Annotated in this window: 18 protein-coding genes and 1 pseudogene; 6 read left to right on the forward strand and 13 right to left on the reverse strand. The window is 47.2% G+C overall.

What is annotated here, in order from left to right:
- Nucleotides 1-5 precede the first annotated feature (5 nt).
- The 4 genes from JNUCC1_RS03190 to JNUCC1_RS03205 all read left to right on the forward strand — a co-directional run bounded on the left by JNUCC1_RS03190 (nt 6) and on the right by JNUCC1_RS03205 (nt 5,299).
- Nucleotides 6-1,187, forward strand: coding sequence for a galactokinase (locus JNUCC1_RS03190; RefSeq protein ID WP_156645373.1), 1,182 nt, complete (start codon nt 6-8; stop codon nt 1,185-1,187).
- A 3-nt stretch (nt 1,188-1,190) separates the two neighbouring features.
- On the forward strand, nt 1,191-2,183 hold the full coding sequence (galE, locus tag JNUCC1_RS03195) for a UDP-glucose 4-epimerase GalE (protein WP_156644032.1): 993 nt from the start codon (nt 1,191-1,193) through the stop codon (nt 2,181-2,183).
- Nucleotides 2,184-2,189: 6 nt separating this feature from the next.
- On the forward strand, nt 2,190-3,671 hold the full coding sequence (gene galT / locus JNUCC1_RS03200; RefSeq protein WP_156644034.1) for a UDP-glucose--hexose-1-phosphate uridylyltransferase: 1,482 nt from the start codon (nt 2,190-2,192) through the stop codon (nt 3,669-3,671).
- Between the two features lie 545 nt (nt 3,672-4,216).
- Nucleotides 4,217-5,299, forward strand: coding sequence for an aldose epimerase family protein (locus JNUCC1_RS03205; RefSeq protein ID WP_156644036.1), 1,083 nt, complete (start codon nt 4,217-4,219; stop codon nt 5,297-5,299).
- A 102-nt stretch (nt 5,300-5,401) separates the two neighbouring features.
- Here JNUCC1_RS03205 and JNUCC1_RS03210 read toward each other — a convergent pair whose 3' ends face one another.
- Complete coding sequence (locus tag JNUCC1_RS03210) at nt 5,402-6,580, reverse strand: ROK family transcriptional regulator (RefSeq protein ID WP_156644038.1); 1,179 nt, start codon at nt 6,578-6,580, stop codon at nt 5,402-5,404.
- Between the two features lie 90 nt (nt 6,581-6,670).
- On the opposite strand from JNUCC1_RS03210, the gene JNUCC1_RS03215 reads away from it, so the two are divergent.
- Nucleotides 6,671-6,946, forward strand: a complete 276-nt coding sequence (locus JNUCC1_RS03215) for a hypothetical protein (protein WP_156644040.1) — start codon at nt 6,671-6,673, stop codon at nt 6,944-6,946.
- Here the strand turns inward: JNUCC1_RS03215 and JNUCC1_RS03220 are convergent.
- The 7 genes and pseudogenes from JNUCC1_RS03220 to JNUCC1_RS03245 form a co-directional block, all read right to left on the reverse strand.
- Nucleotides 6,909-8,288 carry an MFS transporter gene (locus tag JNUCC1_RS03220; protein ID WP_156644042.1) on the reverse strand — a complete coding sequence of 460 codons (1,380 nt, stop codon included), beginning with the start codon at nt 8,286-8,288 and terminating at the stop codon, nt 6,909-6,911. The genes JNUCC1_RS03215 and JNUCC1_RS03220 overlap by 38 nt on opposite strands.
- Nucleotides 8,289-8,306: 18 nt before the next feature.
- On the reverse strand, nt 8,307-9,059 hold the full coding sequence (locus tag JNUCC1_RS18140) for a family 1 glycosylhydrolase (RefSeq protein WP_197431611.1): 753 nt from the start codon (nt 9,057-9,059) through the stop codon (nt 8,307-8,309).
- Complete coding sequence (locus JNUCC1_RS18145) at nt 9,056-9,625, reverse strand: family 1 glycosylhydrolase (RefSeq protein WP_197431612.1); 570 nt, start codon at nt 9,623-9,625, stop codon at nt 9,056-9,058. Before JNUCC1_RS18145 ends, JNUCC1_RS18140 begins: the two co-directional genes overlap by 4 nt.
- A gap of 43 nt (nt 9,626-9,668) precedes the next feature.
- Nucleotides 9,669-10,983: pseudogene (locus JNUCC1_RS03230) on the reverse strand (MFS transporter).
- 26 nt (nt 10,984-11,009) lie between these two features.
- Nucleotides 11,010-12,500: an arylsulfatase gene (locus tag JNUCC1_RS03235; RefSeq protein WP_156644044.1), complete on the reverse strand. Its 1,491-nt coding sequence runs from the start codon at nt 12,498-12,500 to the stop codon at nt 11,010-11,012.
- Between the two features lie 497 nt (nt 12,501-12,997).
- The gene (locus JNUCC1_RS03240) at nt 12,998-14,725 is read right to left on the reverse strand and encodes an acyl-CoA dehydrogenase family protein (protein WP_156644046.1); all 1,728 of its coding nucleotides are present in this window, start codon (nt 14,723-14,725) and stop codon (nt 12,998-13,000) included.
- Nucleotides 14,726-14,740: 15 nt separating this feature from the next.
- Nucleotides 14,741-16,252, reverse strand: a complete 1,512-nt coding sequence (locus JNUCC1_RS03245; RefSeq protein WP_331713582.1) for a class I adenylate-forming enzyme family protein — start codon at nt 16,250-16,252, stop codon at nt 14,741-14,743.
- A gap of 450 nt (nt 16,253-16,702) precedes the next feature.
- On the opposite strand from JNUCC1_RS03245, the gene JNUCC1_RS03250 reads away from it, so the two are divergent.
- Nucleotides 16,703-18,391, forward strand: a complete 1,689-nt coding sequence (locus JNUCC1_RS03250) for an IS1182 family transposase (RefSeq protein WP_197431613.1) — start codon at nt 16,703-16,705, stop codon at nt 18,389-18,391.
- A 285-nt stretch (nt 18,392-18,676) separates the two neighbouring features.
- Here JNUCC1_RS03250 and JNUCC1_RS03255 read toward each other — a convergent pair whose 3' ends face one another.
- The 5 genes from JNUCC1_RS03255 to JNUCC1_RS03275 are packed head-to-tail and all read right to left on the reverse strand — an operon-like array spanning nt 18,677 to nt 23,388.
- Nucleotides 18,677-19,660 (reverse strand): metallophosphoesterase, encoded by a 984-nt coding sequence (locus JNUCC1_RS03255; protein WP_156644051.1) that lies wholly within the window; start codon nt 19,658-19,660, stop codon nt 18,677-18,679.
- Between the two features lie 36 nt (nt 19,661-19,696).
- Nucleotides 19,697-20,851: an SAF domain-containing protein gene (locus JNUCC1_RS03260; RefSeq protein WP_331713583.1), complete on the reverse strand. Its 1,155-nt coding sequence runs from the start codon at nt 20,849-20,851 to the stop codon at nt 19,697-19,699.
- A complete protein-coding gene (rfbC, locus tag JNUCC1_RS03265) occupies nt 20,848-21,432 on the reverse strand; it encodes a dTDP-4-dehydrorhamnose 3,5-epimerase (RefSeq protein ID WP_156644053.1) in 585 nt (194 codons plus the stop codon). The genes JNUCC1_RS03260 and rfbC overlap by 4 nt, the downstream gene beginning before the upstream one ends.
- Before the next feature lie 21 nt (nt 21,433-21,453).
- Nucleotides 21,454-22,356 (reverse strand): glucose-1-phosphate thymidylyltransferase RfbA, encoded by a 903-nt coding sequence (rfbA, locus tag JNUCC1_RS03270; RefSeq protein WP_156644055.1) that lies wholly within the window; start codon nt 22,354-22,356, stop codon nt 21,454-21,456.
- Nucleotides 22,357-22,410: 54 nt separating this feature from the next.
- Entirely contained in the window at nt 22,411-23,388 is a 978-nt protein-coding gene (locus tag JNUCC1_RS03275; RefSeq protein ID WP_197431614.1) for a glycosyltransferase family 2 protein, read from the reverse strand.
- Nucleotides 23,389-23,417 lie beyond the last annotated feature (29 nt).

A 23,417-nucleotide genomic window follows, 5' to 3' on the forward strand; every position in this document is an offset into this window, starting at 1 on the left:
TGAAGATGAACATGTCCGAATTCACACTGCAATTCTCACATATTTTCCACAATGAAACCACCCCCCGCTTGTTTTTCGCCCCTGGTCGGATCAATTTGATCGGGGAACACACAGATTATAATGGCGGCCATGTCTTTCCAGCAGCAATATCGTTTGGTACATACGCTGCGGCGTGTAAACGCTCTGATTCCAAACTGCGATTTCATTCGCTGAATTTCCCAGAGGCAGGCGTGCTTGAATGCTCACTGGAAAATCTCGCATATGATGACACACATCAATGGGCCAACTATCCGAAAGGCATGATACAATATATGAAAGAAGCCGGTCATGCCATCGACACAGGAATGGATATTTTATACGAAGGCAACATTCCAAACAGTGCCGGGCTTTCCTCGTCTGCTTCAATTGAAATGGTCACCAGCCAAGCCGTAGCCGCTCTCTTTAATTTAGACATCGATCCAATCGATATCGCCCTTCTTGGTCAGCGGGTCGAGAACGATTATATCGGAGTTAACAGCGGCATTATGGACCAATTCGCAATCAGCATGGGGAAAAAAGATCATGCGATACTTCTGAATACGGACACGATGGAATATGACTATGCCCCGATTAAACTCGACGGCTATAAGATTATTATCATGAACACGAACAAACAACGGACCCTAGCTGGTTCCAAGTACAACGAACGACGGACTGAATGTGAACAGGCGCTTGCAGCATTGCAAACAGAGCTGTCAATCACAAGTCTCGGGCAATTAAGCCGAGAAGCGTTTGACAAGAACAGCTACTTAATTAAAGATGAAACCGTGAAAAAACGGGCCCGACATGCCGTTTATGAAAATGCCCGAACACTCGAGGCGCTGATCAAACTGAAAGCAGGCGACCTTGAAGGGTTCGGCACACTGATGAATGCTTCCCATACATCTCTCCAAAATGATTATGAAGTAACAGGTCTTGAGCTGGATACACTTGTTCACACCGCTTGGGAGCAGCCCGGTGTTATCGGAGCCCGTATGACAGGAGCCGGTTTTGGGGGATGTGCCATAGCAATCGTTGATTCAGGGCAGATTGAAGCATTTCAGGAAAAAGTTAATCACCGTTATCGTGACACAACCGGCTATGATGCCACATTTTATATCGCTGAGATTGGTGACGGTGCGAAAGAAATGATAAAGGATGGTGTTTAATCAATGCGTATTCTCGTACTCGGCGGGGCTGGCTATATTGGGTCCCATGCCGTTTATCGATTGGTAGAAAAGGGCCACAAAGTGATTGTGGTCGACAATTTGCAGACCGGGCATATAGAGGCGCTTCATCCAGACGCGGCTTTTTATGAAGGTGACATTCGTGACCGCAGTTTTTTGCATAATGTCTTTGAACAAGAACAGGTCGAAGCGGTGATTCACTTTGCTGCAAATTCGCTCGTCGGCGAATCGATGGACGTTCCGCTCGCCTATTTTGACAACAATGTTTACGGCACACAGGTATTGCTTGAGACCATGACCGAATTCAACGTTCGGTATATTGTCTTTTCGTCAACGGCTGCCACTTACGGGGAACCTGACACCGTACCAATCACAGAAGACATGCCGACCCGCCCCACGAATACATACGGGGAAACCAAACTCACAATGGAAAAAATGATGCGCTGGACTGAAGCAGCTTATGGGATTAAGTATGTCTCCCTCCGCTATTTCAATGTCGCGGGAGCACGGCAGGACGGCGAGATTGGTGAAGACCACCGCCCGGAAACGCATCTGGTTCCCATCATTTTGCAGACAGCACTTGGGCAGCGGGATCATATTTCTATTTTCGGTGATGATTATGACACGCCTGATGGCACATGCATCCGTGATTATGTGCATGTAGAGGATTTGATTGACGCCCACCTGCTCGCCCTCCAGTATCTCCAGGACGGCGGAGATAGCAACATTTTCAATCTGGGGTCAAGCAACGGCTTTTCAGTAAAAGAAATGATTGATGCCGCCCGGGCAGCCACTGGCAAAGAAATTCCTGCACAAGTGGCGCCACGCCGTTCAGGAGATCCAGCTGTCCTGATCGCCTCTCCTGACAAAGCTAAAAAAGTGCTCGGCTGGCATCCAGCGCGCACGTCGATCGAACAGATCATGCAGGACGCGTGGAACTGGCACCGGACACATCCGGATGGCTATGGGAAGGAGTGAAACCGCATGACCATTTACGCATTGATTGCTGGGCTCGTGCAACAGGCAGAACAAGCGGGTTTAATTGAGGCACGAGATGCCATTTATGCCCGTAACCGTGTGCTCGACCGGCTTCAACTGGATGACTTTCCAGAGACCGTGGCGAATTCGGAATCAGCGCCAATCCCAGATCTTTTGGACAACATCATTGCTTGGGCCATCGAAATAGGCATGACAGAAGATGTGCTGGACGACAAAGAAAAACTGTCCGCAGACATTATGAATTGCTTTCTCGCCCCGCCGTCTGTCATCACCCACAATTTTTACCAAAAATATGAACGCGATCCGATTGCAGCGACAGATTACTTTTACCATCTGAGTCAAAACAGTAATTACATCCAGACAAAACGGATTAAGAAAAACATTCATTTCAAGGCTGAAAGTGAATATGGAGTCATGGACATTACCATTAACCTGTCTAAACCGGAAAAAGACCCTGAACAGATCAAGCGGGAACGCGAACAGAAAACAGACACAAGTTATCCCCTCTGTCTTCTGTGTAAAGAAAATGAAGGTTATGGCGGACGGACCGGCCACCCGCCGCGGGCGAATCATCGAATTGTGCCGATGATGCTGTCGGGAGAGACCTGGTTTTTGCAATACTCGCCCTATGTGTACTATAACGAACACAGTATCGTTTTGGCCGGCGAGCATCGTCCGATGAAAATTAATCGGGATGCATTCGGCCGACTGGTTGAATTCACAGAACAGTTTCAGCATTATTTTATCGGCTCGAACGCTGACTTGCCGATTGTAGGCGGCTCCATTCTCAGTCACGATCATTACCAGGGCGGGCGTTATGAATTTGCCATGACCCGGGCTGAAGACGCCTTTCAGTTTGACCTGAATGATTTCCCTGAAGTGGAGGCATCTGTTCTGAAATGGCCAATGTCTGTGATCAGACTGCGAGCTCAGGACACAGAGAGCCTACTTGATGCGGCTGAGCATATCCGTCAAACCTGGACAGAATACAGTGATGAAGCGTGTGATGTGATTGCCAAAACCGGGAACACCCCGCATAACACCATCACGCCCATTGCTCGGCGCCGCGGCAATGCCTACGAACTGGACCTCGTGCTCCGCAACAACCGCACGAGTGACGCCCATCCGTTGGGAATTTTCCATCCGCACCAAGACGTCCAGCATATTAAAAAAGAAAACATCGGCCTGATCGAGGTCATGGGGCTCGCCGTACTCCCGGCACGTCTAAAGGATGAATTGGAAGAGATTAAATCCTTTTTACTCGGCCACCGTGACAGCGTAAGTGCCATTCATCAACCATGGGCTGATGAGCTAAAAGCAGCCTACCCCGCAGTAACTAGCGAGAAAGAAGCCGATAACATAATCGAAAAAGAACTCGGCCGTAAATTTGTCAGAGTCCTAGAAGACGCCGGCGTACTAAAAGACGAACCCGCATTCCAACGATTTATCGAAACCATAAATGCTTGAAGACACATTTATTACAGACTGCGAGCTGAGCAGATTTTACGACTGCTCCTGGCAACCGCTCGGGTAAAACACTGCGCTTTCCGCGGGCGCTGCTGAGCCTCCTCGCGCTACCGCGCTCCGGGGTCTCACCCAGGCTTATCCTCCCGCTGGAGTCTCCGTGTTTTCCCCGAGCTAGGTTTGAGAGGTTATTCTCCAACTCTTATGTGAATAGAACCGTCCAAGCCACTGAATTAATAGAGTGATTGGAGCGGAGGGAAGTCGACTCCTGCGGGAACAGCACGAGTCCGAAGACCCCACAGCGGTGGTTTTTCCGCGAGGAGGCTGAGGCCGTGCCCGCGGAAAGCGACTACCCGCAGCGCAAATCACGATTCTCTCCTTATGGTGGTTAATTGTCATTCTCTTTAAGCAAGTAAAGTTGCTTCTATAATATCAGATTCAAGTTTTCGTTAGTTCGCAGTTTTTGGCTACTGTGTACTGGATCTGAGGGTTGTGGCTTATTGAAATCCATGTGTAAACAGAATTGATTTGAAGTGGGGTTGAGTATTTTGAATATCGCAACGGAAAAAGCAGTGCATAACTGGAACCATTTTATATTGGAAAATGACCATGGTATGACGGTCGGTGTGTTGGATTATGGTGGGATTTTGACGCATATCTGCGCACCTGACGTTCGGGGCCATAGCGCGAATGTGGTGCTTGGGTATGAGAACTTTGAGGACTATAAGGAAAATCCGAATTACTTCGGAGCGATTATCGGCCGGGTTGCTGGGCGGATCAAAGACGCCACTTTTCAGCTCGAAGACCAAACGTTTTCCCTCGAAAAAAATGAAGGTGACAACCACCTGCACGGCGGAACAGAAGGATTCAGCCATGTCATTTGGGAGGCAGAGCCTTTTGAGAAAACAGATACTGTCGGAGTAAAATTGACGCACACAAGCCCGGACGGGACGGGTGGCTACCCCGGGAAAGTTGTCACGACTGTGACTTACACACTGGGAAATGACAACACATTAACAGTGACCTACGAAGCAGAGACAGACCAGCCGACACCGCTTGCACTCACGAACCATACGTACTTTAATTTGCGGGGAGATCTGGTTGACACTATCGATACCCATCAGGTCCAAATTCCAAGTGGCACGATTACAGAACTTGATGAAAATCTGCTCCCAACCGGACGGCAAATGCCGGTGGCCGGAACCCCTCTTGATTTTCGAAATGGGCGGGAACTGAAAGATGGGTTGGGTCAAGAGACCTCTCACGCCCCAGGCACAAAAGAAGCCGCCCGTCAGCTTAACATTGCGGGGAACGGCTATGATCACTACTTTTTATTTAATGAAGGAGAGCAACAGCACCGAATATTTGTGCAAGAACCTGTGAACGGACGAACCATGACCATTGAAACAGATCAGCCAGGCATGGTGATGTATACTGCCAATGGGCTCGATGAAGGTCTCGCATTAAACGGCGGCATGTCCAAGAAGCATCTCGGTGTCTGCTTCGAAACCCAGGCACACCCTGGAGCGCTCCATCATAACGGATTTCCTGGCATTATTTTAAAGCCGGGGGAACTCTATCAAAAACAGACTTCATTTAAGTTTGGCGTGGCACCCGAGCGTGAAGGGTAAAACGCCTCATAAAAACACGCCTAATCTGAAAAAGTGGCCCGAATTCTTCCATTAGTATGAAGGATCCGGGCCACTTTTCATTACCCTGTTACCAGCCTGATCCTATTGACCTTCAAATAACTCTGTCAAAAGGAGAGACGCAGCACCCATGGTAGTGGCGTTTTCACCAAAACTTGCCGTCGTGACTTTTGTTGCTTTCGCTTCTTGTGTCAAGCCCCGCTCCTCAATGGTGTGGGTGATTTCCGGCAAAATAATAGACTCTGTTCTGGACACGCTGCCCCCGAGTATAATACAGTCCGGATTGATCACATGAATCAGGTTGGTTAACGCAACGCCGATAATATGACCGGTTTCGCGCAGAACCTGTGCAAACACCTCATCGCCTGTTGCGGCCTGTTTATGTATATCATAAATTGTGAGTTGGTCCTCTGTTATAGGACCTTGTTTTCGTTTTTCCGCTTTAGCCCGCTCTACAACAGCCTGCTCGCTGGCAAACGTTTGGAAGCATCCCTTGTTGCCGCATGAACAGACTTCTCCATTCAGGTCAATCGTCATATGCCCGACCTCACCTGCCAAGTCGGCGGCGCCATGATAGAGCTTGCCATCGATGACCAAACCCGCTCCGACACCACTGTCCATATTGACCATTAGCATGCTGCCTTTATGTTGACCTGCGCTGAACCACGATTCCCCAAGCGCCATCGCCCGAACATCATTTTCCACCTTGACGATGGTGTTGAACCTTTCTTCCAGCACATCTGCCACTGGTATATCACGCAGATCCAGGTTAGGTGCCACGAGAGACAATCCCTTGTCCACATCCACGACCCCGTGCATCGCAACCCCAATCCCCAGAACTTTGTCCGGTTCAGGCAATGCGTCAAGCACAGATTGAATTTTGCCGATCATATCTGACAAAAATTGTTCCTTGGAAATGGGAGCGGCAATGGATGTGGCATCCGTCCGCTCTATCACTTTCCCCGCCAAATTACATGCTGTACATGACATTTTGTCGGGACCGGCCTCAACACCGATCACATAAAACGCATCATCATTGATGAGTAGCATCGTCGGTTTTCGTCCGCCCTGAGATTCCCCAAGTACGCTCTCAATAACCAGCTCCTCGGCAATCAATTCACGGACAATACTGCTCACGGTTGGGGGCGTGAGTTTGGTATCTTTGGCAATCTGTGCCCGGGAAATGGGCTGATTGATGCGAATCTTATTTAAAACGAGCGATTTATTAACCGATTTCATTAATTGAAACGAACCGCGCTCCATACTTTCCACCTCACTGTATCTAGAAAACATCTCATCTATTTTATCACATTGGCACCTTTGTATGAAATTTTCACTAAAGCATGCTTGGTAGTGAAAAAAGCAGCTGAACTTGAGGGAAATTTTTCTTGTTTGATAGAGTGTTTGTTTGCTGTGATAGAAATGGTCTTTCCTTTGATAGACCGCCCTGTTGCTTGGATAGAAATCAGTCTTGCTCTGATAGAACACAATCTTGCTTGTATAGAGGCCTATTTTGCTCCGATAGACCACGATCAAGCTTGGATAGAAGCCGATCTTCCTTCGATAGAACTGGCCCGACGCGACGCCAACCTTACGTCCGCTCTCTATTCCGCCGTTCCAGTTCTTTAATAATCCCGTTAAACCGCCCTTCCGATACATCGAGTTTGTTGGTGAAAATAATGGCGATGATAAAACAGAGTGCAGGGATCAAGGCGAGTGTAACGCGGATCGCTGTCAGGGCTGAATCAGGCTGGGAAATGTCTTCGGCGGACACCGTGGGAGGAGCCTCGGTATAGCCGAATAACCCGATGAGCATCCCGACGCCGCCGACTGCCAACCCGGATGAGGCTTTATGAAGGAATAGAATCAGGCCGTTAAAAGCACCCTCACGGCGAATGTGGTTTTCATATTCATCAATGTCAATGACGTCAGGCAGAAGGGACATGGGAATAATTTGCAATGCGGAGAGGGCGATCCCAACAAAAAACAGAAACACTGAAATGATCAGGATTTGTTTTGCTGGAACAATGAACACACAGCCAAGCACAACGAGTGTCAGAATTGCACCCCAAATATAGGCGTTTCTTTTGCCAAACCGGTTGCTGATCAGTGTCCAAAACGGGGCAAATGCCACAGCTGTTACGAGCGGAATTGCCATGAATACAGCAGCATCGTCCCCGACTTTCAGCACATCACTGATAAAGAAAATGGACAGAGCCATAATGACGCCGCTGCCGATCGCGTTAAACAAATACATACCGGCTACCTGTCTGAATTCCTTGAGTTTGAAAAAAGAGCCAATCGTTTTGAAAAACGTATCATAATTGCGACGGTCCCCTTCCACCCTTTCTTTAGAAACGCTACCTGTCATAAGCAAAATCACCATCATCGTTATTCCAAAAATAATACCCATGAACAGATAGCTTGACTCCGCAGGCCGACTCGCAAAAATAACATCGACGATCAAAGGAATGCCTGCCGCGGCAAACAGAGAACCGACAAAGGAAAAACCGACTCTAAAACTTGAGAGCACCGTGCGCTCATTAAAATTCTGCGTCATTTGTGCCATCAGTGAGCCATATGGAACAGAAACAACCGTATAGGCTGTATTAAACAGCAAGTAGATCGCCAGGTAATATGCAAATCGACCCGTCAAACCTGCGTCTGGAACATACCATAGAGCCATGAAAAACAATCCCATCGGCACAGCACCGAAAATAATGTAAGGACGTCTCCGGCCGAGTGCAAACGATGTATTATCGGAAATCCGGCCCATGAAGTAATCTGTCGCAGCATCCCAGATCCGGGCAATCATAAAGATGAGACCAGCCACCCCGGCCGGTATGCCCGCGACAGACACAATAAACCACAGCATGTAAAAGTTAATGCTGTCAAACGCCAAGTTGACGGCCAGATCACCGGAACCATAGGCAAATTTTTCTCTGAGCGGAATCACATAGCCTTTTTTCATGTCGGCTTCCCCCTTGTATTAAGCCTCTGTTGGCAAAAACGGATACGCCTCCAGCATTTCCTCTGTCACACCACCGGCTTTTGACACCTCACCGTAAAATTTGCCACTCTCACGCACCGTTCGCTTTTGCGTGTCATAATCCACTTCAATCAAGCCGAATTTTGGTCCAAGCCCTTCATCCCATTCAAAGTTGTCTATCAGAGACCAGTGGTAATAACGTTCAACCGGAACCCCGTCCTCGATCAATTCTTTGACCACCTTTAAATGGTCATAAATAAATCGTCCGCGCTGTTGATCCTCAGCATCACAAATGCCATTTTCCGTGATGTAAATCGGAAATGGATAGCGCTCAAACGCCTTCTTGCAGACACGATACAGACCCTCGGGGTATATTTCCCACCCCAAGTCATTTGTTTCGGCCCCTTCCCTGACTTTCAGATCCCCGAACAGTCTCAATGGATTCATGGAAAACGAAACGATATCCCGGGAATAGTAATTGATGCCCATAAAATCGCAATATGTCCCTTTTCCATACGGATAGCCGCCATTCCCGATCGGAAACAAGAACCGCCCATACACCATCCCTTCAAGGAACAGATCATGAAAAACATGCTCAAGCATGCGTACTGTTCCCTTTGCCTGAGGATCACCTTTTTCCGGATCAAACACCCGTAAATGATGTGCAGCTCCAACCCGTGTTGTACCTGGGAAGTTCTGCTCTGAGCGTATTTCATGAATCGTGTTGTATGTCCGTATATGCGCGCCAATCATGTGCTTGGCCCTTTGAAAAAGTTGGGAAAGCTCGGCTTGTTAGGCGGAAAGTTCCCGGCGCTGTACGTTCCTTCCAAATACACATTAGGCTCATTAATCGTCACCCAGTCTGTTACCAGATCCCCAAGTGCCAGCACGACTTTTCGAACAAACCGGTCGAACCACATGACTGAGTCCTTATTGGTCCAACCGCCCAGATCCTCAAACCAGATCGGATTGGTAAAATGATGGAGCGTCACGAGCGGTATGATCCCTTTTTCCAATAATTGCTCGATCTCTGTACGATAATGAGCCAATGCGTCTTCATTAAAGCGCCCATTATCCGGTTCAATCCGGCTCCATTCCACACTCATCCGATATGTATCTTGATTCAAAGCCACCATCAAATCAATATCTTCTTCATACCTGTTCCAATGATCAGCCGCAACAATGCAATGTGTCCCGTCTTTTGTCTTATTCTCCTCACAGAACCGGTACCAGTTGTTATTCCTGTCCCCGCCTTCAATCTGCAAAGCAGCCGTTGCTGTTCCAAACAGAAAAGATTCCGGCATTTTAAAAGTCCTCATTCAAAACGACCTCCTTTTAATTTTCAAGAAAAACCTTGCGCCTTTACCGATCTCCCGCTACCTGGTCAAAATTGTCGGATTGCTGCTGAGGTGAACGGCGAATAGGATAGATGTAAAAACAGATAAACACAATCACAAGAATCAGCATCGGGATCCCGCTGATCATCATGCGAATGCCCGACACGGCAGCATCCGGCTGTATCGCCTGATTGGACACATAACCACTCACTTCAAGGATCACGCCCATGATCACTGCCTGGACCGAAGCACTGCCACGCGCGATAAAACCATTAATGCCAAAGAACATCCTTCCCGGCGCACCCCGGTCTTTACAGCATCTTCATCCACCACATCAGCCAGTAAAATATCCAGCACAACGAGCACACCGGCGAGTCCGACACCAATACCAAGTGATGTGGCAATCGATCCGGCAAACGTGCCTACAAAGAAAAATGGGATCAACGAAAGAAACAATGCTGCTGTAGAAGCGAGTGCGATTGTTCGCGGCCCCACATGTTAATAAATTTTCCCCATACGTAAACAAACGGGAGCGCCACGACAAAAATAGTGCCCAAGATAAAAGATGTCTGCGATTCCGGAACAAGCAGAACATATTTTGTGAAGAACGGTGCTGCACCGGGCAGGATGGCAAATACCAGCTGAACGAGAAAGTTTCCAATCGCAAATGCGACAAACGCTTTATTCATAAGCGTCAACTTAAGTGCTTTCAGAAATGGCGGTCCTTCCTTAGGCGGTTCATAGCTTTCTTTTGCCCCGTACAATGACCACGACCAGAAAAACAGCACAAGTCCCCCGAAAATAACGGCCATATTTCCCCAGCCAATCGTCGTGTACAGTAAAGGCGGCGAGGCGATGCCGAGAATCCTCCCGATGATGCCCCAGATCTGTCGCCAGGAGGACACAAACGACCGATCTTTCAGTTTGGCGAACATTTCCGGAAATAAAGATGTCCAGTTTAAGGCAACTGTTACAAACGCGAGGTCAAACACTGCGATGATTCCAAGGAAATACCAGAACAAATAAGCCTCTGGCACCACTGGAATCCACATCATCGTAAAAGCTGCCGATAGCGGCACCATACCAAATAAAATATACGGAACCCGCCGCCCCCAACGTGTTTTGGTGCGGTCAGACACGTACCCAAGCAGCGGATGTACCGCTGCATTGACAACGCCATGCATAACCATGGCTATGCTGATCAGCCCCGGCCGCACGCCAAGGTGATCCACATAAAAGAACACAATGAACGTCGCGACCATTTGCTGCATCAGGTAAATAGAGAAATTGCCTGAGCTGTACGCAATTTTGTGTGACGTCTTCAATCCCGGATTTCCCATGCTTTGGCCCCTGTTTAAAAACAGCTTTATTCAGACTGACGCTTCCCATCAGCATCATCTTCAGGCAAAATATGTGACAAAACGGTCTGCGGTTGTTTGCCGACCAGCAGTATTTTCCCGTCTGTGTAGCCTTCTTCACGTCCTTTTAAAGCATCGATCAGTTTCTCCCGCCAGGCTTGAATGGCTGTTTGATGATCCGGATCGTTGATAAGGTTCTGTTTTTCCCCGGGATCCAGCTGTAAATCAAAGAATTGTTCGTCACCGGTCTGAGAAAACCAAATGAACTTTTCCTTGCCATTGGTGACAAAATGATGCGATTCCTCGCCAAGTGCATGTTCACCGTGAATGTGTGCGCGCCAGTCGATTTTTTTCCCGCGGGCGAGTGGGAGAACACTTTGACCATCGACCGTTTCAGGAATTGAAGCACCAGCTGCATCCAAGAGGGTTGGCATAATATCTCTCATTTCAACCGGCTCACTCACTCGTGAACCGCGTGCCAGGCCGAGACGGTTGCCGGGATCAGATACAATAAACGGTACAGCAGTACTGCCTTCATATGGCAATGATTTGGCAAAACGGTGGTGATCCCCGAGCATTTCTCCATGGTCAGAAGCAAACAGGATCACGGTATTTTCAAGCTCACCATATTCGTGAAGCGCTAATAAAAACCGCCCGATCTGATTGTCAATATGTGAGATCAAAGCATAATAGGCAGCCCGCGCCCGCTTCAGGCGTTTCGGCGGCACAAGTCCGTGGTCTGTCAATGGATCCAGGCCTGCCAAATACGGATCGTCATCACGCGCCCATTCACCCACCACCGGATCGGGGAGTGTTTCGTTTATATATTGGTCAAAAAAAGTCTGCGGCGGGTCAAACGGCGGATGCGGCCGCACAAATGACATTTTTAAAAAGAACGGCTTTGTGGGGTCACGCCGCCTGAGGAAATCAATGGACTCAGACACCACCCAATTTGTCGGATGGTATTTTTCCGGCAGCTGCCACGGTCTTGCCGTTACCGATGAATTGCAGTCCAGTCCCATATCAAGCAAATCAAGGTCGGCGCCGACCTTATTGCGGAGCCAAGCGAGATAATCATCCACCGCCTCAAATGACTCCCCGGCAGGCGTCGTCTGCTTATAGCGGTTGTAATGCATATAGCCGTCATGCAGCACAACATTATGGAAGCCACATAAATTGCGTGTCGGATACACATGCATTTTCCCGACACATTGGGTGTGATAGCTAGCATCTGCCAGTTCCCCTGCCAGTGTGTGCTCATAATTCCACGGGATCCCGTCCTCATAGCCCACACGCCCATGCGACGTCTGGCTCATCCCGGTCATAATTGCCGCACGCGCGGGGACACATGTCGGGGTTGCGGAATAAGCACTGTCAAACAGCACACCGCCCCTTGCCAGCTGATCCAAATAAGGCGTCTCCACAACGGGGTGCCCCATAATACTCAAACAATCCGCCCGCATCTGATCAACATTGATGAATAAAATATTCGGTTGCATACACTGCCTCCTTGTGGTGGTATCTTAGTTTACTTAATTTATGAATACATGGTTTGAGTTTCCTATAAGAATGCGCTTTCATGATTGTAAACAGCTTACCATAGCGGGTGACTTTTGTCTATATTCTGTTAATGAAGAAGCGATTTTATTTTAGTGAGGAGGATTTTGTGTGTGGAGCTAGGATGTGAGATAGTAGGGCGGCTCTTTCCTTTGATAGAACGCCCTGTTGCTTTGATAGAATGGGTCCTTGCTTGTATAGACTAGATTCTTCCTTTGATAGAGTGCACTTTTGCTCTGATAGACGACTTTCTTCCTTTGGTAGAACCCTCGCTTGCTCTGATAGACGGCACTCTTCCTTTGATAGAACCCCCATTTGCGCACATAGTACTTCTTTCGTTCCGAACAGATACCTATTGCGCTGCTCAAAGAAGCCCAAACGCCACGGAACCATAAAGAAGGAAGCCGCCAAACGCCTGGAGACTTCCCTCTATCTTTTATTAAGACTCGTGCACCGAAGCAACATCCCTTTCGCCTGTGAGTGATGCTTCTACAGCCCAAAAGGCTTCCAGTTCGACGGGGGCCATAGACCATTGATTCGGTTGTCCCATTGTATTTTCAAGATATACAGCACTTAACTGGCGCTGCGTCTCCTCGCCGGTTGCAGCAGCTTCCAGTGCGACAAGACTTTCGAACAGATCCGAGTACTGTTCGGCAATGGTTTTCGCGTAATAGGTCTGAATGTCATGATCCGCTTTTTTCAAAGTGCTGATGTGCGTGTTCACCTCAGCGAGACGGCTTCGGATGGCCTCCAGATGACGTTTCCACTGCTCTTGATCCGGCATATGCTCAAGTTTCGGTTCAACCGCATCGAGCCGTTCAATCATCACGTTGGTGAACAATTCATCGACATGGTATTTCATAATCAGCCGGAGCACTTCCAGCCCGAGTATATTGGCAGTGCCTTCCCACACGGTCAGCACTTGGGCATCACGCAGCAATCTCGGTGTGACAAAATCTTCAATATAGCCATTCCCGCCGTGCATTTCCAGAGATTCACGGGCAAAATGTATCGCTTGTTCAGCGGTATCTTTTTTCACAATCGCAACAAACAATCGGAACAGAAGCGTACCCTCTTGTGAAGCCGATGCTTTCGTATCCGGTCCCATCACCCTGTCCATCATCTCGATGACTTCAAACAGTACTTTCAACGAGACATTCTGTTTGGCGGCAAGCCGTGCCAAAGTGGTTTGGACCATCGGAAAGCGGGTTAGTTTTTGACCAAACGCATCCCGCTCGCCAGCGTAATCATAAGCTTCGAATAAAGCCCGACGCATAATGCCGTGTGAGGCGACGGCGTTTGAGACACGCGATAGATTGAGTGCTTCCATCATATAATAGAAGCCTTTTTCCGGTTCGCCCACCAGATACCCGGTCGCACCCGTAAATTCGACCTCGGCTGACGGCACAGCACGCACACCGAGCTTATCTTTCAAACGGCGGATGCGCAACGTTCCGGCCGCCCGGTTTTCCTCCCAGGGCACAGCAAACAGACTGAGGCCTCTTGTGCCGCTCGGGGAATCTTCCATACGCGCGAGCACCATGGCGACACCGCATGCCCCGGCATTGCTGGCAAAATACTTTTCTCCGGTGAGACGGTAACTGTCACCAGATCGAATCGCCTCGGTTTCATTGGCACCGACATCTGAACCGCCCTGTCGTTCTGTTAAAAAGGTAGCCCCTTCGTAGAGCTCAGTGTCACCAGTTGCCAGAACATGCGGCAAGAAGCGTGTGCGCACATCGCCCTCAGCATACTGATCCAGCAAATAGGCGGTCGCTTTGGATAAGGTGACCGGACAATAAAATCCCGGTTCAGCATGAGAAAGCAAATACCCTTGAGCAAAGGCATACACATAGTTGCCCTTATGCCCAAGCTCAGGGATTTCCTTATGAATATAGCCGACGATCCCGGCCCCGTAAGTTTCCGCAACCGTTTGCCGGTAGCCTTCATTCAGCCAGACTTTGGAAATTTCATTCCCCATTTTATCGTACCGAATCAACTGAGGCTGCCCGGCACGATCTGTATGTGCTGCACGCGCGTCGATCGCACCGGTACACCGGGAGCTGAACGCCTCCAGCTCTCGATCCACCCATTGAAAAAAGGTTGCTGGGAGTGCGCGTTGTAATAGTTCACGCAGATTTTGATCTCGTTTGTAAAAGTGTTCCATGTTGTTTCCTCCCTTTTAAGATTGATCTCTCAGATGACTCTTGAGCAATTTACCTGTCGCATTTCGCGGTAGCGCTTCCATTTCCTCGTACAGACGTGGAATTTTAAAATCGGCAACCAGTTCGGTTAAATGGGTCTTGAAATGGTCTGTCATGTCTCCGTCCATTGGTTCTCTTAACACGACAAACGCCTTCACGGTCTCGCCCCAATCCGGGTTTGGCACGCCGACAACGGCAACATCATCCACATTCGGGTGGGTAAACATCGCTTTTTCAATTTCTTGTGGAAAAATATTGACCCCGCCTGAAATGATGATGTCCTTTTTCCGGTCGACCACCCAGTAATAACCGTCCGCGTCTTGGTAGGCCATATCTCCTGTGTACAGCCAGCCGTCTTTTAAACTCTCTTTTGTGAGTTCATCAGCTTTATAGTACCCTTTCATATTGCCCTCACCTTTCAGGACGATTTCACCTGTCTCAACTTGAGCAACCGGCTGTCCATTTTCATCAACGAGTTGTATCTCACAATTGAGTGCCGCACGCTTACCAATACTTCCGGATTTATTCCGGTGCTCCTCAGGGAAAAGCAATGTCCCGCTCGGTCCGGCTTCAGTTAACCCATAGACACAGTACAAGCTGTCGGTTTTGAACTGTTTCTGAATAAATTCAACTTTGGATTGATCAAGCGGCGCGCCACCATACACCCAGTACTGCATGGAGGATAAGTCGTACGCCTCGAGCTTTTCATGACTGGCACTGGCAAGATAGGCGATCGGTGCCCCAAAGAAGTGCGTTGTCCGCTCTTTAGCAACGGTTTCAAGCAGCAAATCCGGTGTGAATGTTGGCACAAGCACATGAGTCGCCCCAACATATGTGCCAGATATTAAGAACAAATGCAGTGGTGCTGAATGGCTGAGCGGCATCATATGCAGCACCCGGTTTTCAGGACGCATCGTCATTTCAATACAGATCATCTGTGCTACGGTCAAAATACTTCTATGGGTAAATACAACCCCCTTGGGCGCCCCCGTCGTACCAGATGTATAAAGAATTGACGCCTCATCATCTTCAGTCAGATGACATTCAATCACGTCCGGGCTCCCTGCATCGAGCAGTTCCTCATACGACTCCCAGCCTTTGTGTGATGGGCCGGTTTTGACGTATGTGATGCCTTCCTCCAACTCCAAGGCCTCAACTTGTCTGAACACCAGCTCATGACTCATCAACATTTTCGCATCACTGTGATCAACAATATACATAATCTCTTTCTGTGATAATTTAGCATTAATCGGAATGCTTAAAGCCCCCAGCCTCTGAACGGCAAAATACGCATAGACAAGTTCTTTCGTGTTGGGCATATGGATAACCACCTTATCTCCTTTTGCAATGCCCATATCACTGAGACTCGATGCCAGCTGATTCACCGCCTTGTCCCACGCCGCATAGCTGATCCGTTCATACGGCGTTACAAGACCCTCGTGCTCCGGATATTTCCGTGCCTGCATAGCTAAAAGATTTGGTATATTCACCTAAACGCCTCCCCTTTGATTCATATTGAATTTTCCAACAACTAAAGTGTACCATTTACGTTAACGTCAAGCGCAAGCAGAACAATGCACAAAAGCGGAAACGCCTTGGGAACCCCCCAAAAATCATAAGCAAGAACGCGTAGTGGCGGTCCTTGCCACGAAACGTTATGGCTTATGACTCGAGGGGGTAGGCGTTGGAGCTGGGCGTTGCCCTAGGAGCCCTGGACAGAAGTAAATTGCGAAACTTCACTAATATACGTATTAAAATTATTGTGCGGTGTTTATCATGATTTGGACATAGAAAAAAGCACTCCTTTGATGATACAATGTTTTTTGGGAAAAACATACCAACGAAGAGTGCTTTATACCGTTCATTATACCTTGTTTTGCCCAAAAAAACCATCGTTTTTAGGTACTCTTTGTTGGGATTAAAAAATGAGGAGAGATTTTATGGCACATCGCAGCCCGAATTGTCCAAATCAGATTGTTCTTTTTGAGGAATTATTACAGGAGAGAGTTGAACACAAGCCACACGCTGCCCGTTTCTTTATGTACTTAGCAAATGTACTGGATCTAAGGTACTATGCATCTCTATCTATGGGAGCTCCACGCTATTCCCGCCGGGAATTGACAGCAGTTATACTTTACGCCATGTATCATGGTCATTATGCGGCGCAGAAAATCCAACAATTTGCTGAAGACAGCATTGGCGCACAATGGATCTTATCCGGCATGCGAATGCCCAGCTATAAAACGGTGGAACGCACAATTGATGCCTTATTCGAAGAAGTTGATCATCTCTTCATTCAGATCATCGGAATTTGTGATGGGTTATTCCTGGTTGGTTGGAAACGTATGTATATTGATGGTACAAAGATTCAAGCTAATGCCTCTAAACACAAGGCGATGAGTTATGAACGTCTAACAAAGAAAATTGATAATCAATCAATTAATATTGAGTCGTTATTTGAAACGATGAAGCCATACATCAGCAGCTTGGAACAGGTACCGGATGATAAGTTAAACGCTTGTATCCATGATCAGGCCCAATTAGTTAACCACATTTTACGACAACAACACGAAAGAGAACTTCGGAAAAAAGAACAGCAAGTGTTCAACCTTGACCTTGATGAGGCTGAGAAAACGCAGGGCTTGAATTTGGAAGAAACGTTAAAAGCGTCTTCTATGCTTCTGAATAACGTTCCATCTGAAACATTTAACCAGGTGGTAAATGTGTTAAACGATATTGCGATCACAAGTGATCGACTCAACACGATGGAGCAGGCAAAAACAGCTCTGGAGCAAAGATGGAAAGAAGAGAAGGGGAACAAAAAAATCCCACCGGAAAAGCAAATCAATTTTACGGACGCAGACTCTAACATTATGATGACAAAACATCATGGAGTGCAGCAGTGTTACAACAATTTTGCCTGGGTGGATGATAAGACCCATATTATACTTGGTACACACACGGGCAACAGCGCTTCTGATCAACTTGAATTACAGCCAACACTACTTGATGCGCAAAACATGTGCGGCTCATTGGAAGGGATGCAGGCTGGTGCCGATGCCGGATTTTTTTCCGCCGAGAATATTCGTTTCATGAAGGATAAAGGCATCGACTTTTATGTATCCTATCCAGAGCTAAAGAGTCCGTTTGGAAAAGATAAATTTGATTATGACCCGGCATCTGATACATACACATGTCCAGAAGGAAGTACATTGGGGAGAAAAAAAATAAAAAAGTCCGGAAAAATTGGGGAGTACAGTAATTTAGAAGCTTGCCAAAAATGTCCTCTCAGTGCGCAATGTACGAAAGCAACAGACGGTATTCGCAGAATAGAGAGGCATTTGGAAGATGATAGTCTTCGTGAAGATGCGAAGGCAAAGGCCAATAGTGAGAAAGGCAAGGAAATTTTAAGACAAAGAAAAAGCGTACCAGAACCAGTGTGGGGAAATATCCAAACACAAGATGGCTGGAAACAGATGCATATGCGGGGGAAGAAAAATGCCTCCCGTGAGTTCAAATTACACTGTGTGATGCACAACATTCGAAAAATAGTCAAGCTCTACTTGAATAGTTTGTCATATCAGCAGGTGGTCCAAGAGAAAGAAAACAGCCTACGGTATCCCGCCTGATGGAAGAAGCCCGAGAGGAGGTGCTGAACGTTTAGTCGCAATAGCAGAAAGTTTAAAATCGTGATGTTTATTTGTCATACCTATTTTTTTCTTGATTTATTTTATGTCAATAAAAAAGTTAAATAACGCCATCTTTAGCTTTTTAAAAAATACTTTTGTCTAGGGCTCCTAGGCTATGTTTATTAACACTCGAATATTTTATAATTTCCTAAGCAACAAAAAAAGGACCAGGCTCCCGGCACTTAAGTCCCTGGGAGCCTGGCTAGCAATTTATCCTGCTTTCACTCACTTACCATCGCTTTTAAGCTTCAGTAAATTGATTTCGGGGGGGTTGAACAAACGGAATTTCAGTAACTGGATGGCGTCACTGCTGCCAAGGCCCGCACTCACATATTGTTGTGTCCCATTATATTCCCACAAGCCTTTCACACGATCCTGAGGTGGAAATAATTGGTTTGGTTCATACCACGGTTCTGGCACAAATAAAGCGCCGACAAATGGCAGACGATACTGTCCGCCATGATAATGACCGGCCAGAATGAGATCTATGTCCCGCCATTCTGTTTTCGCATCTCCTTGTATATAATCTACCCGCTCATCCACCACAGGGTAGTGATTTAGGGCAATCACAACATCCTCTGAAAAAACATTCATATCAAATTCTTCCCAACGCGCCCCCTGGTATGCTTTATAACGCGCATCCTCCACATAATCCAGCTGGTCCGTACCGTTGATTTTGCCGATATGTTCCGGCCCTTTTATGATGGCCAACTCAAAATTAACAAAGTGGATGTGCGCATCATCCTTTTCGATCGACATCACTGACTCCAGGAACGTCACACCCCGCTTCTCCACCCCTTTTATAAAGGGACTCTTCCCAAATTCGGGTTCAAGTTCATAGCTCGGCGGATCATCATTTCCCCGCACAAAATAGGCATGTTCCTTATCATCGATCCCTTCAAGTAATGTATAAAACGGCTCAACATGTGTGCTGTCAGGGGTATTCATCATATCCCCTGTCATAACAATCACGTCATAGTCGATCGAATTAATCGCCTTAAGGAGCCGTTTCTGACCTCTGCCAAAATTCTTCTCATGTAAATCTGTCAGTTGTAGGATTGTAAAACCATCAAATTGACTCGGCAGTTGCTCAAGTACAATATCTTCTTCGACCAGCTTGACACGATTGTTGTCCCAAAACACGTATATGATGAAGGCAGCACACACGATCAAAATAACTTTTATAAAACGACCCACAAGTTTTCTCATGGCTGCCTCCCTTCTCACTTCTCCTGTGAGCCCCCATTAAATCGGCATATGAACCATTTCAATCGTTTCGAGCCATGCCGATAATGCCAGACTCTCCGGTAGCTCGACATCCGCGAAGGTCACCATTTCCCCTGGATCCACTTGTCGCTTCATAACTGCATCAACCAAGAGTCCGATCGGAACATGATCATGATAATCTGCTAGTTTCACGGCCTTGCCCCTGACTTGAAAACTGCCCACACCCTTATCTATACGCTCGCCCGGATACAGCGTATGCTTGGCCACAGCGCCCACTCCGACTTGCGGCTTCAGACCATTGTTAAGCAACACGCCGCCCCCATTGATCACACGTTTAATCGTTTTAACCACTTCAAGGTGACAGAGGTGGTGGTTTTGCAGAACCGTATAATAAGGCCCTTCTCCCATCTTGAGATAACGTAATGTTTTCTGCTGACGCTCATCATGTTTTCCAGTAATAAACACCCCTGGAGGACCTTTTGGAGCTAATACGAAGTCGGAAATAGGATGCCCTAACCGATCCGCCTCTTCCGCCAATAACGCACCAGCTTCATTTAAATCTTCTGCATAAGGGGCCAACAAACCGTCCACCGCAATTCCGGCTTGAAGCCCATTGGCCACCAAGGCTTGCTCAATTTGCACTTTTGTCCCGTCTGTAAAAGATGTCGTCATATCCAGACGAACCCCATTTCGATTAGACCAATAGGTCATATCTTCACGGGTCGGATCCAATTTCATAAAGCCTTTGATGTTGCCATAGACCAGTGGTTCAAAACCCATATCAATCATATTTTCGTGCAATGCAGCGAGACACCCAGGCTGATCACCCTCTGCTTCAGTAATGAAACCTTTCTTGGCAAAATAGGAACCCGTTGTCACTTGCAGTTCCGCGTTCATTGTCACAACAGGGATCGCGGCCTCTACAGCGCGGGCAATCACTTCCGTCCCGTAAATCACATCACCGCTGCATTCCACAATCAAATCGCATGCTTCAATAAAAGCCTCAACAGAATTGGTCAGCCTGTCAGGAAAAGGATGATCCTCCATGGTCCCCAAGTCACGGCGTGTCAGCACACTTTCCAATATCATGTTCGCCTGTCTGTCAACTTCCACGGCAATGCCTTTCCCAATCAAACCAGTCCCTACAATGCCAATTCGTTTCAAATCGCTCACTTGATAACCTCCCCGGTATAAGATGTCTCCTCAAATTGAAAGTCATTATCGGCCTCATTCAACAAAGGCTGTTTGGCGTCTTTATCAGACAAAATCGGTTTGTTTGTCGGCCAGTCGATCCCCACTTCCGGGTCATCCCAGCGCACACCCCGATCATACTCAGGCGCATAATAGGCATCGACCTTATACTGCACATGTGTGTTAGGTACCAACGTGCAGAACCCGTGTGCAAAACCCTTTGGGATGAGCAACATATGGTGGTTCTGGTCACTCAATGTCGCACACACCCATTGGCCAAACGTGGGAGAACCCTGGCGTATATCCACAGCCACGTCATAGATAGCCCCGGTGATCACCCGAACCAATTTGGTTTGTGCTGCCGGGGCCATCTGGTAGTGTAACCCCCGTATGACGCCTTTGTCTTTGGAAAGTGAATGGTTATCTTGTTTAAAATCAATATCCACTCCGTAATCTTTGAATGATTTCCGGTTGAAACTTTCCATAAAAAAACCGCGGTCATCCAAAAAGACCCTCGGTTCAATAATTTTCACACCGTCCAGTTTTGTATTGATGACCTTCATGTGCATCACATCCCATTCTCATTAATGATTGATCTGGACCTCTAATTCTTTTGTTTTATTCGACTGAACCAGCCGCAGCAGGTATTGCCCATACTCGCTTTTCTTTAAGGGTTCCGCCAGTTCCGTTAACTGACTGAGGGATATATACCCTTTGTTAAAGGCAATTTCCTCCAGACATGCCACCTTCATTCGCTGCCGTTTTTCAACAATCTCGATAAACTGCGAAGCTTCAAGCAAAGATTCATGTGTCCCAGTATCAAGCCAGGCAAATCCACGGCCAAGAAGCTCAACCTGCAACTGGCCTTTTTGCAAATAAGCATTCAGAATATCAGTGATCTCAAGCTCCCCTCTCTGTGAAGGCGTCACAGCTTTAGCCATCTCCACCACCTGATTATCAAAGAAATACAGCCCTGTGATGGCATAATCAGACTTCGGCATGACAGGCTTTTCCACAATCGACAAGACGTTTCCTTCACCATCAAACTCGACAACTCCGAAGCGTTCCGGATCATTCACCCCATACCCGAAAATCGTTGCTCCTTCCGCTCTCGCTGCCACCCGTTCAAGATGGGCCGTAAATTCATGACCATGAAAAATGTTGTCACCCAGGATCAATGCAACTGGATCCTGACCGATAAAGTCTTCCCCGACAATAAACGCCTCAGCCAATCCATTCGGATGCGCCTGAACCGCGTACGACAACTGAATTCCAAGCTCTGCCCCGTTTCCTAACAATTGTTCAAAACGCGGCGTATCTTCCGGAGTTGAAATGATTAAAATCTCTTTAATGCCTGCCAGCATCAGCACTGAAATCGGATAAAAAATCATCGGTTTATCATAAATCGGAAGCAACTGTTTGGATATGGATTTTGTCAAAGGGTAAAGCCGAGTTCCGCTTCCGCCTGCTAATATAATGCCTTTCATGAAAATCCCTCCATTTTTAGCATAAAAAAATACACCTCTTTTAGAGATGCTCCATTACGATGCGCGCTTGCGGTCCTTAATCCACTCAAATAATGACGGGTTCAGAACGAACAACATCCACATGCCCTTTTGCTTCCAGCTCACTCCTTTTATTTTCAGAAGGTGTAAGATGTTTTCATTAAAAGTTCGCTTCAATTGCTTCAATTCGTCATCGATGTTGACAAGGCTTTTCTTCGCCGTAAAATAATGCCAAAAAAACTTCTCCATATAAACTTTGAGTGCTTTTTCGTGCAGCTCATATTCCTGCTTTTCCCTAAAGAAAACAGCTCTGCCTTTTAGTGCATATACGGCACCAAAGCGTTTAAGGTGATACCGGGAATTTACCATGCTTCCTTGTCTCTGAACATAATAATATAACGGCACATGAATATAAGTTGTTTTTCTGCTTTTAAAATACAGCAGATGTGCGACTGTTTCATCGTCATATGAATTGCCAACCTCGTATGACACGCCGTCAAACAAATGCCGTTTATACAATTTGTTCCACGGGACAACGAATGTCACATTGTTTTGTGTGTAAAATTGGTTTAATGCCTCTCTGCTGTTAAAATGCTGAACACTGGAAATGATCTGTTCTTCCGCTGCAGGGGCATTATCACCTTCATCCACTTTTAAAAAGTCACAAACGATAATATCCGAATCATAAAGAACAGCTTGACGATAAAGGGTTTCAAACATCGTCACATGAACATAATCGTCATTATCAACAAACCCTATATAATCCCCGGTGGCAACGCTTAGACCGACGTTCCTCGAAGACGCCGTTCCGCCATTTTGTTTATGAATCACCTTCACCCTTGAGTCCATTTTGGCATACGCTTCACACATAGCCCCGCTCTCATCCGGTGAACCGTCATTTACCAGAATCAACTCAAAATCGGTAAATGTCTGAGCCAAAATTGAATCCACACATTTTGGCAATAGAGCTTCTAAATTGTAGACTGGAACAATGATACTGACTTTTGGCGACACACTGCACACCTCCCAATATAATTACCTTT

It is taken from the genome of Lentibacillus sp. JNUCC-1 (assembly GCF_009741735.1).
Lineage (GTDB): Bacteria > Bacillota > Bacilli > Bacillales > Amphibacillaceae > Lentibacillus_B.

Bases quoted from the DNA above. Each gene is read 5' to 3' on its own strand.
- JNUCC1_RS03210 (WP_156644038.1), bottom strand. From the start codon at position 6,580: ATGGAGCGCGGTTCGTTTCAATTAATGAAATCGGTTAATAAATCGCTC.
- JNUCC1_RS03235 (WP_156644044.1), bottom strand. From the start codon at position 12,500: ATGCAACCGAATATTTTATTCATCAATGTTGATCAGATGCGGGCGGAT.
- JNUCC1_RS03190 (WP_156645373.1), top strand. From the start codon at position 6: ATGAACATGTCCGAATTCACACTGCAATTCTCACATATTTTCCACAAT.
- JNUCC1_RS03255 (WP_156644051.1), bottom strand. From the start codon at position 19,660: ATGAGAAAACTTGTGGGTCGTTTTATAAAAGTTATTTTGATCGTGTGT.
- JNUCC1_RS03220 (WP_156644042.1), bottom strand. From the start codon at position 8,288: ATGAAAAAAGGCTATGTGATTCCGCTCAGAGAAAAATTTGCCTATGGT.
- JNUCC1_RS03240 (WP_156644046.1), bottom strand. From the start codon at position 14,725: ATGGAACACTTTTACAAACGAGATCAAAATCTGCGTGAACTATTACAA.
- galE (WP_156644032.1), top strand. From the start codon at position 1,191: ATGCGTATTCTCGTACTCGGCGGGGCTGGCTATATTGGGTCCCATGCC.
- JNUCC1_RS18140 (WP_197431611.1), bottom strand. From the start codon at position 9,059: ATGATTGGCGCGCATATACGGACATACAACACGATTCATGAAATACGC.
- galT (WP_156644034.1), top strand. From the start codon at position 2,190: ATGACCATTTACGCATTGATTGCTGGGCTCGTGCAACAGGCAGAACAA.
- JNUCC1_RS03250 (WP_197431613.1), top strand. From the start codon at position 16,703: ATGGCACATCGCAGCCCGAATTGTCCAAATCAGATTGTTCTTTTTGAG.
- JNUCC1_RS18145 (WP_197431612.1), bottom strand. From the start codon at position 9,625: ATGAGGACTTTTAAAATGCCGGAATCTTTTCTGTTTGGAACAGCAACG.
- rfbC (WP_156644053.1), bottom strand. From the start codon at position 21,432: ATGAAGGTCATCAATACAAAACTGGACGGTGTGAAAATTATTGAACCG.
- rfbA (WP_156644055.1), bottom strand. From the start codon at position 22,356: ATGAAAGGCATTATATTAGCAGGCGGAAGCGGAACTCGGCTTTACCCT.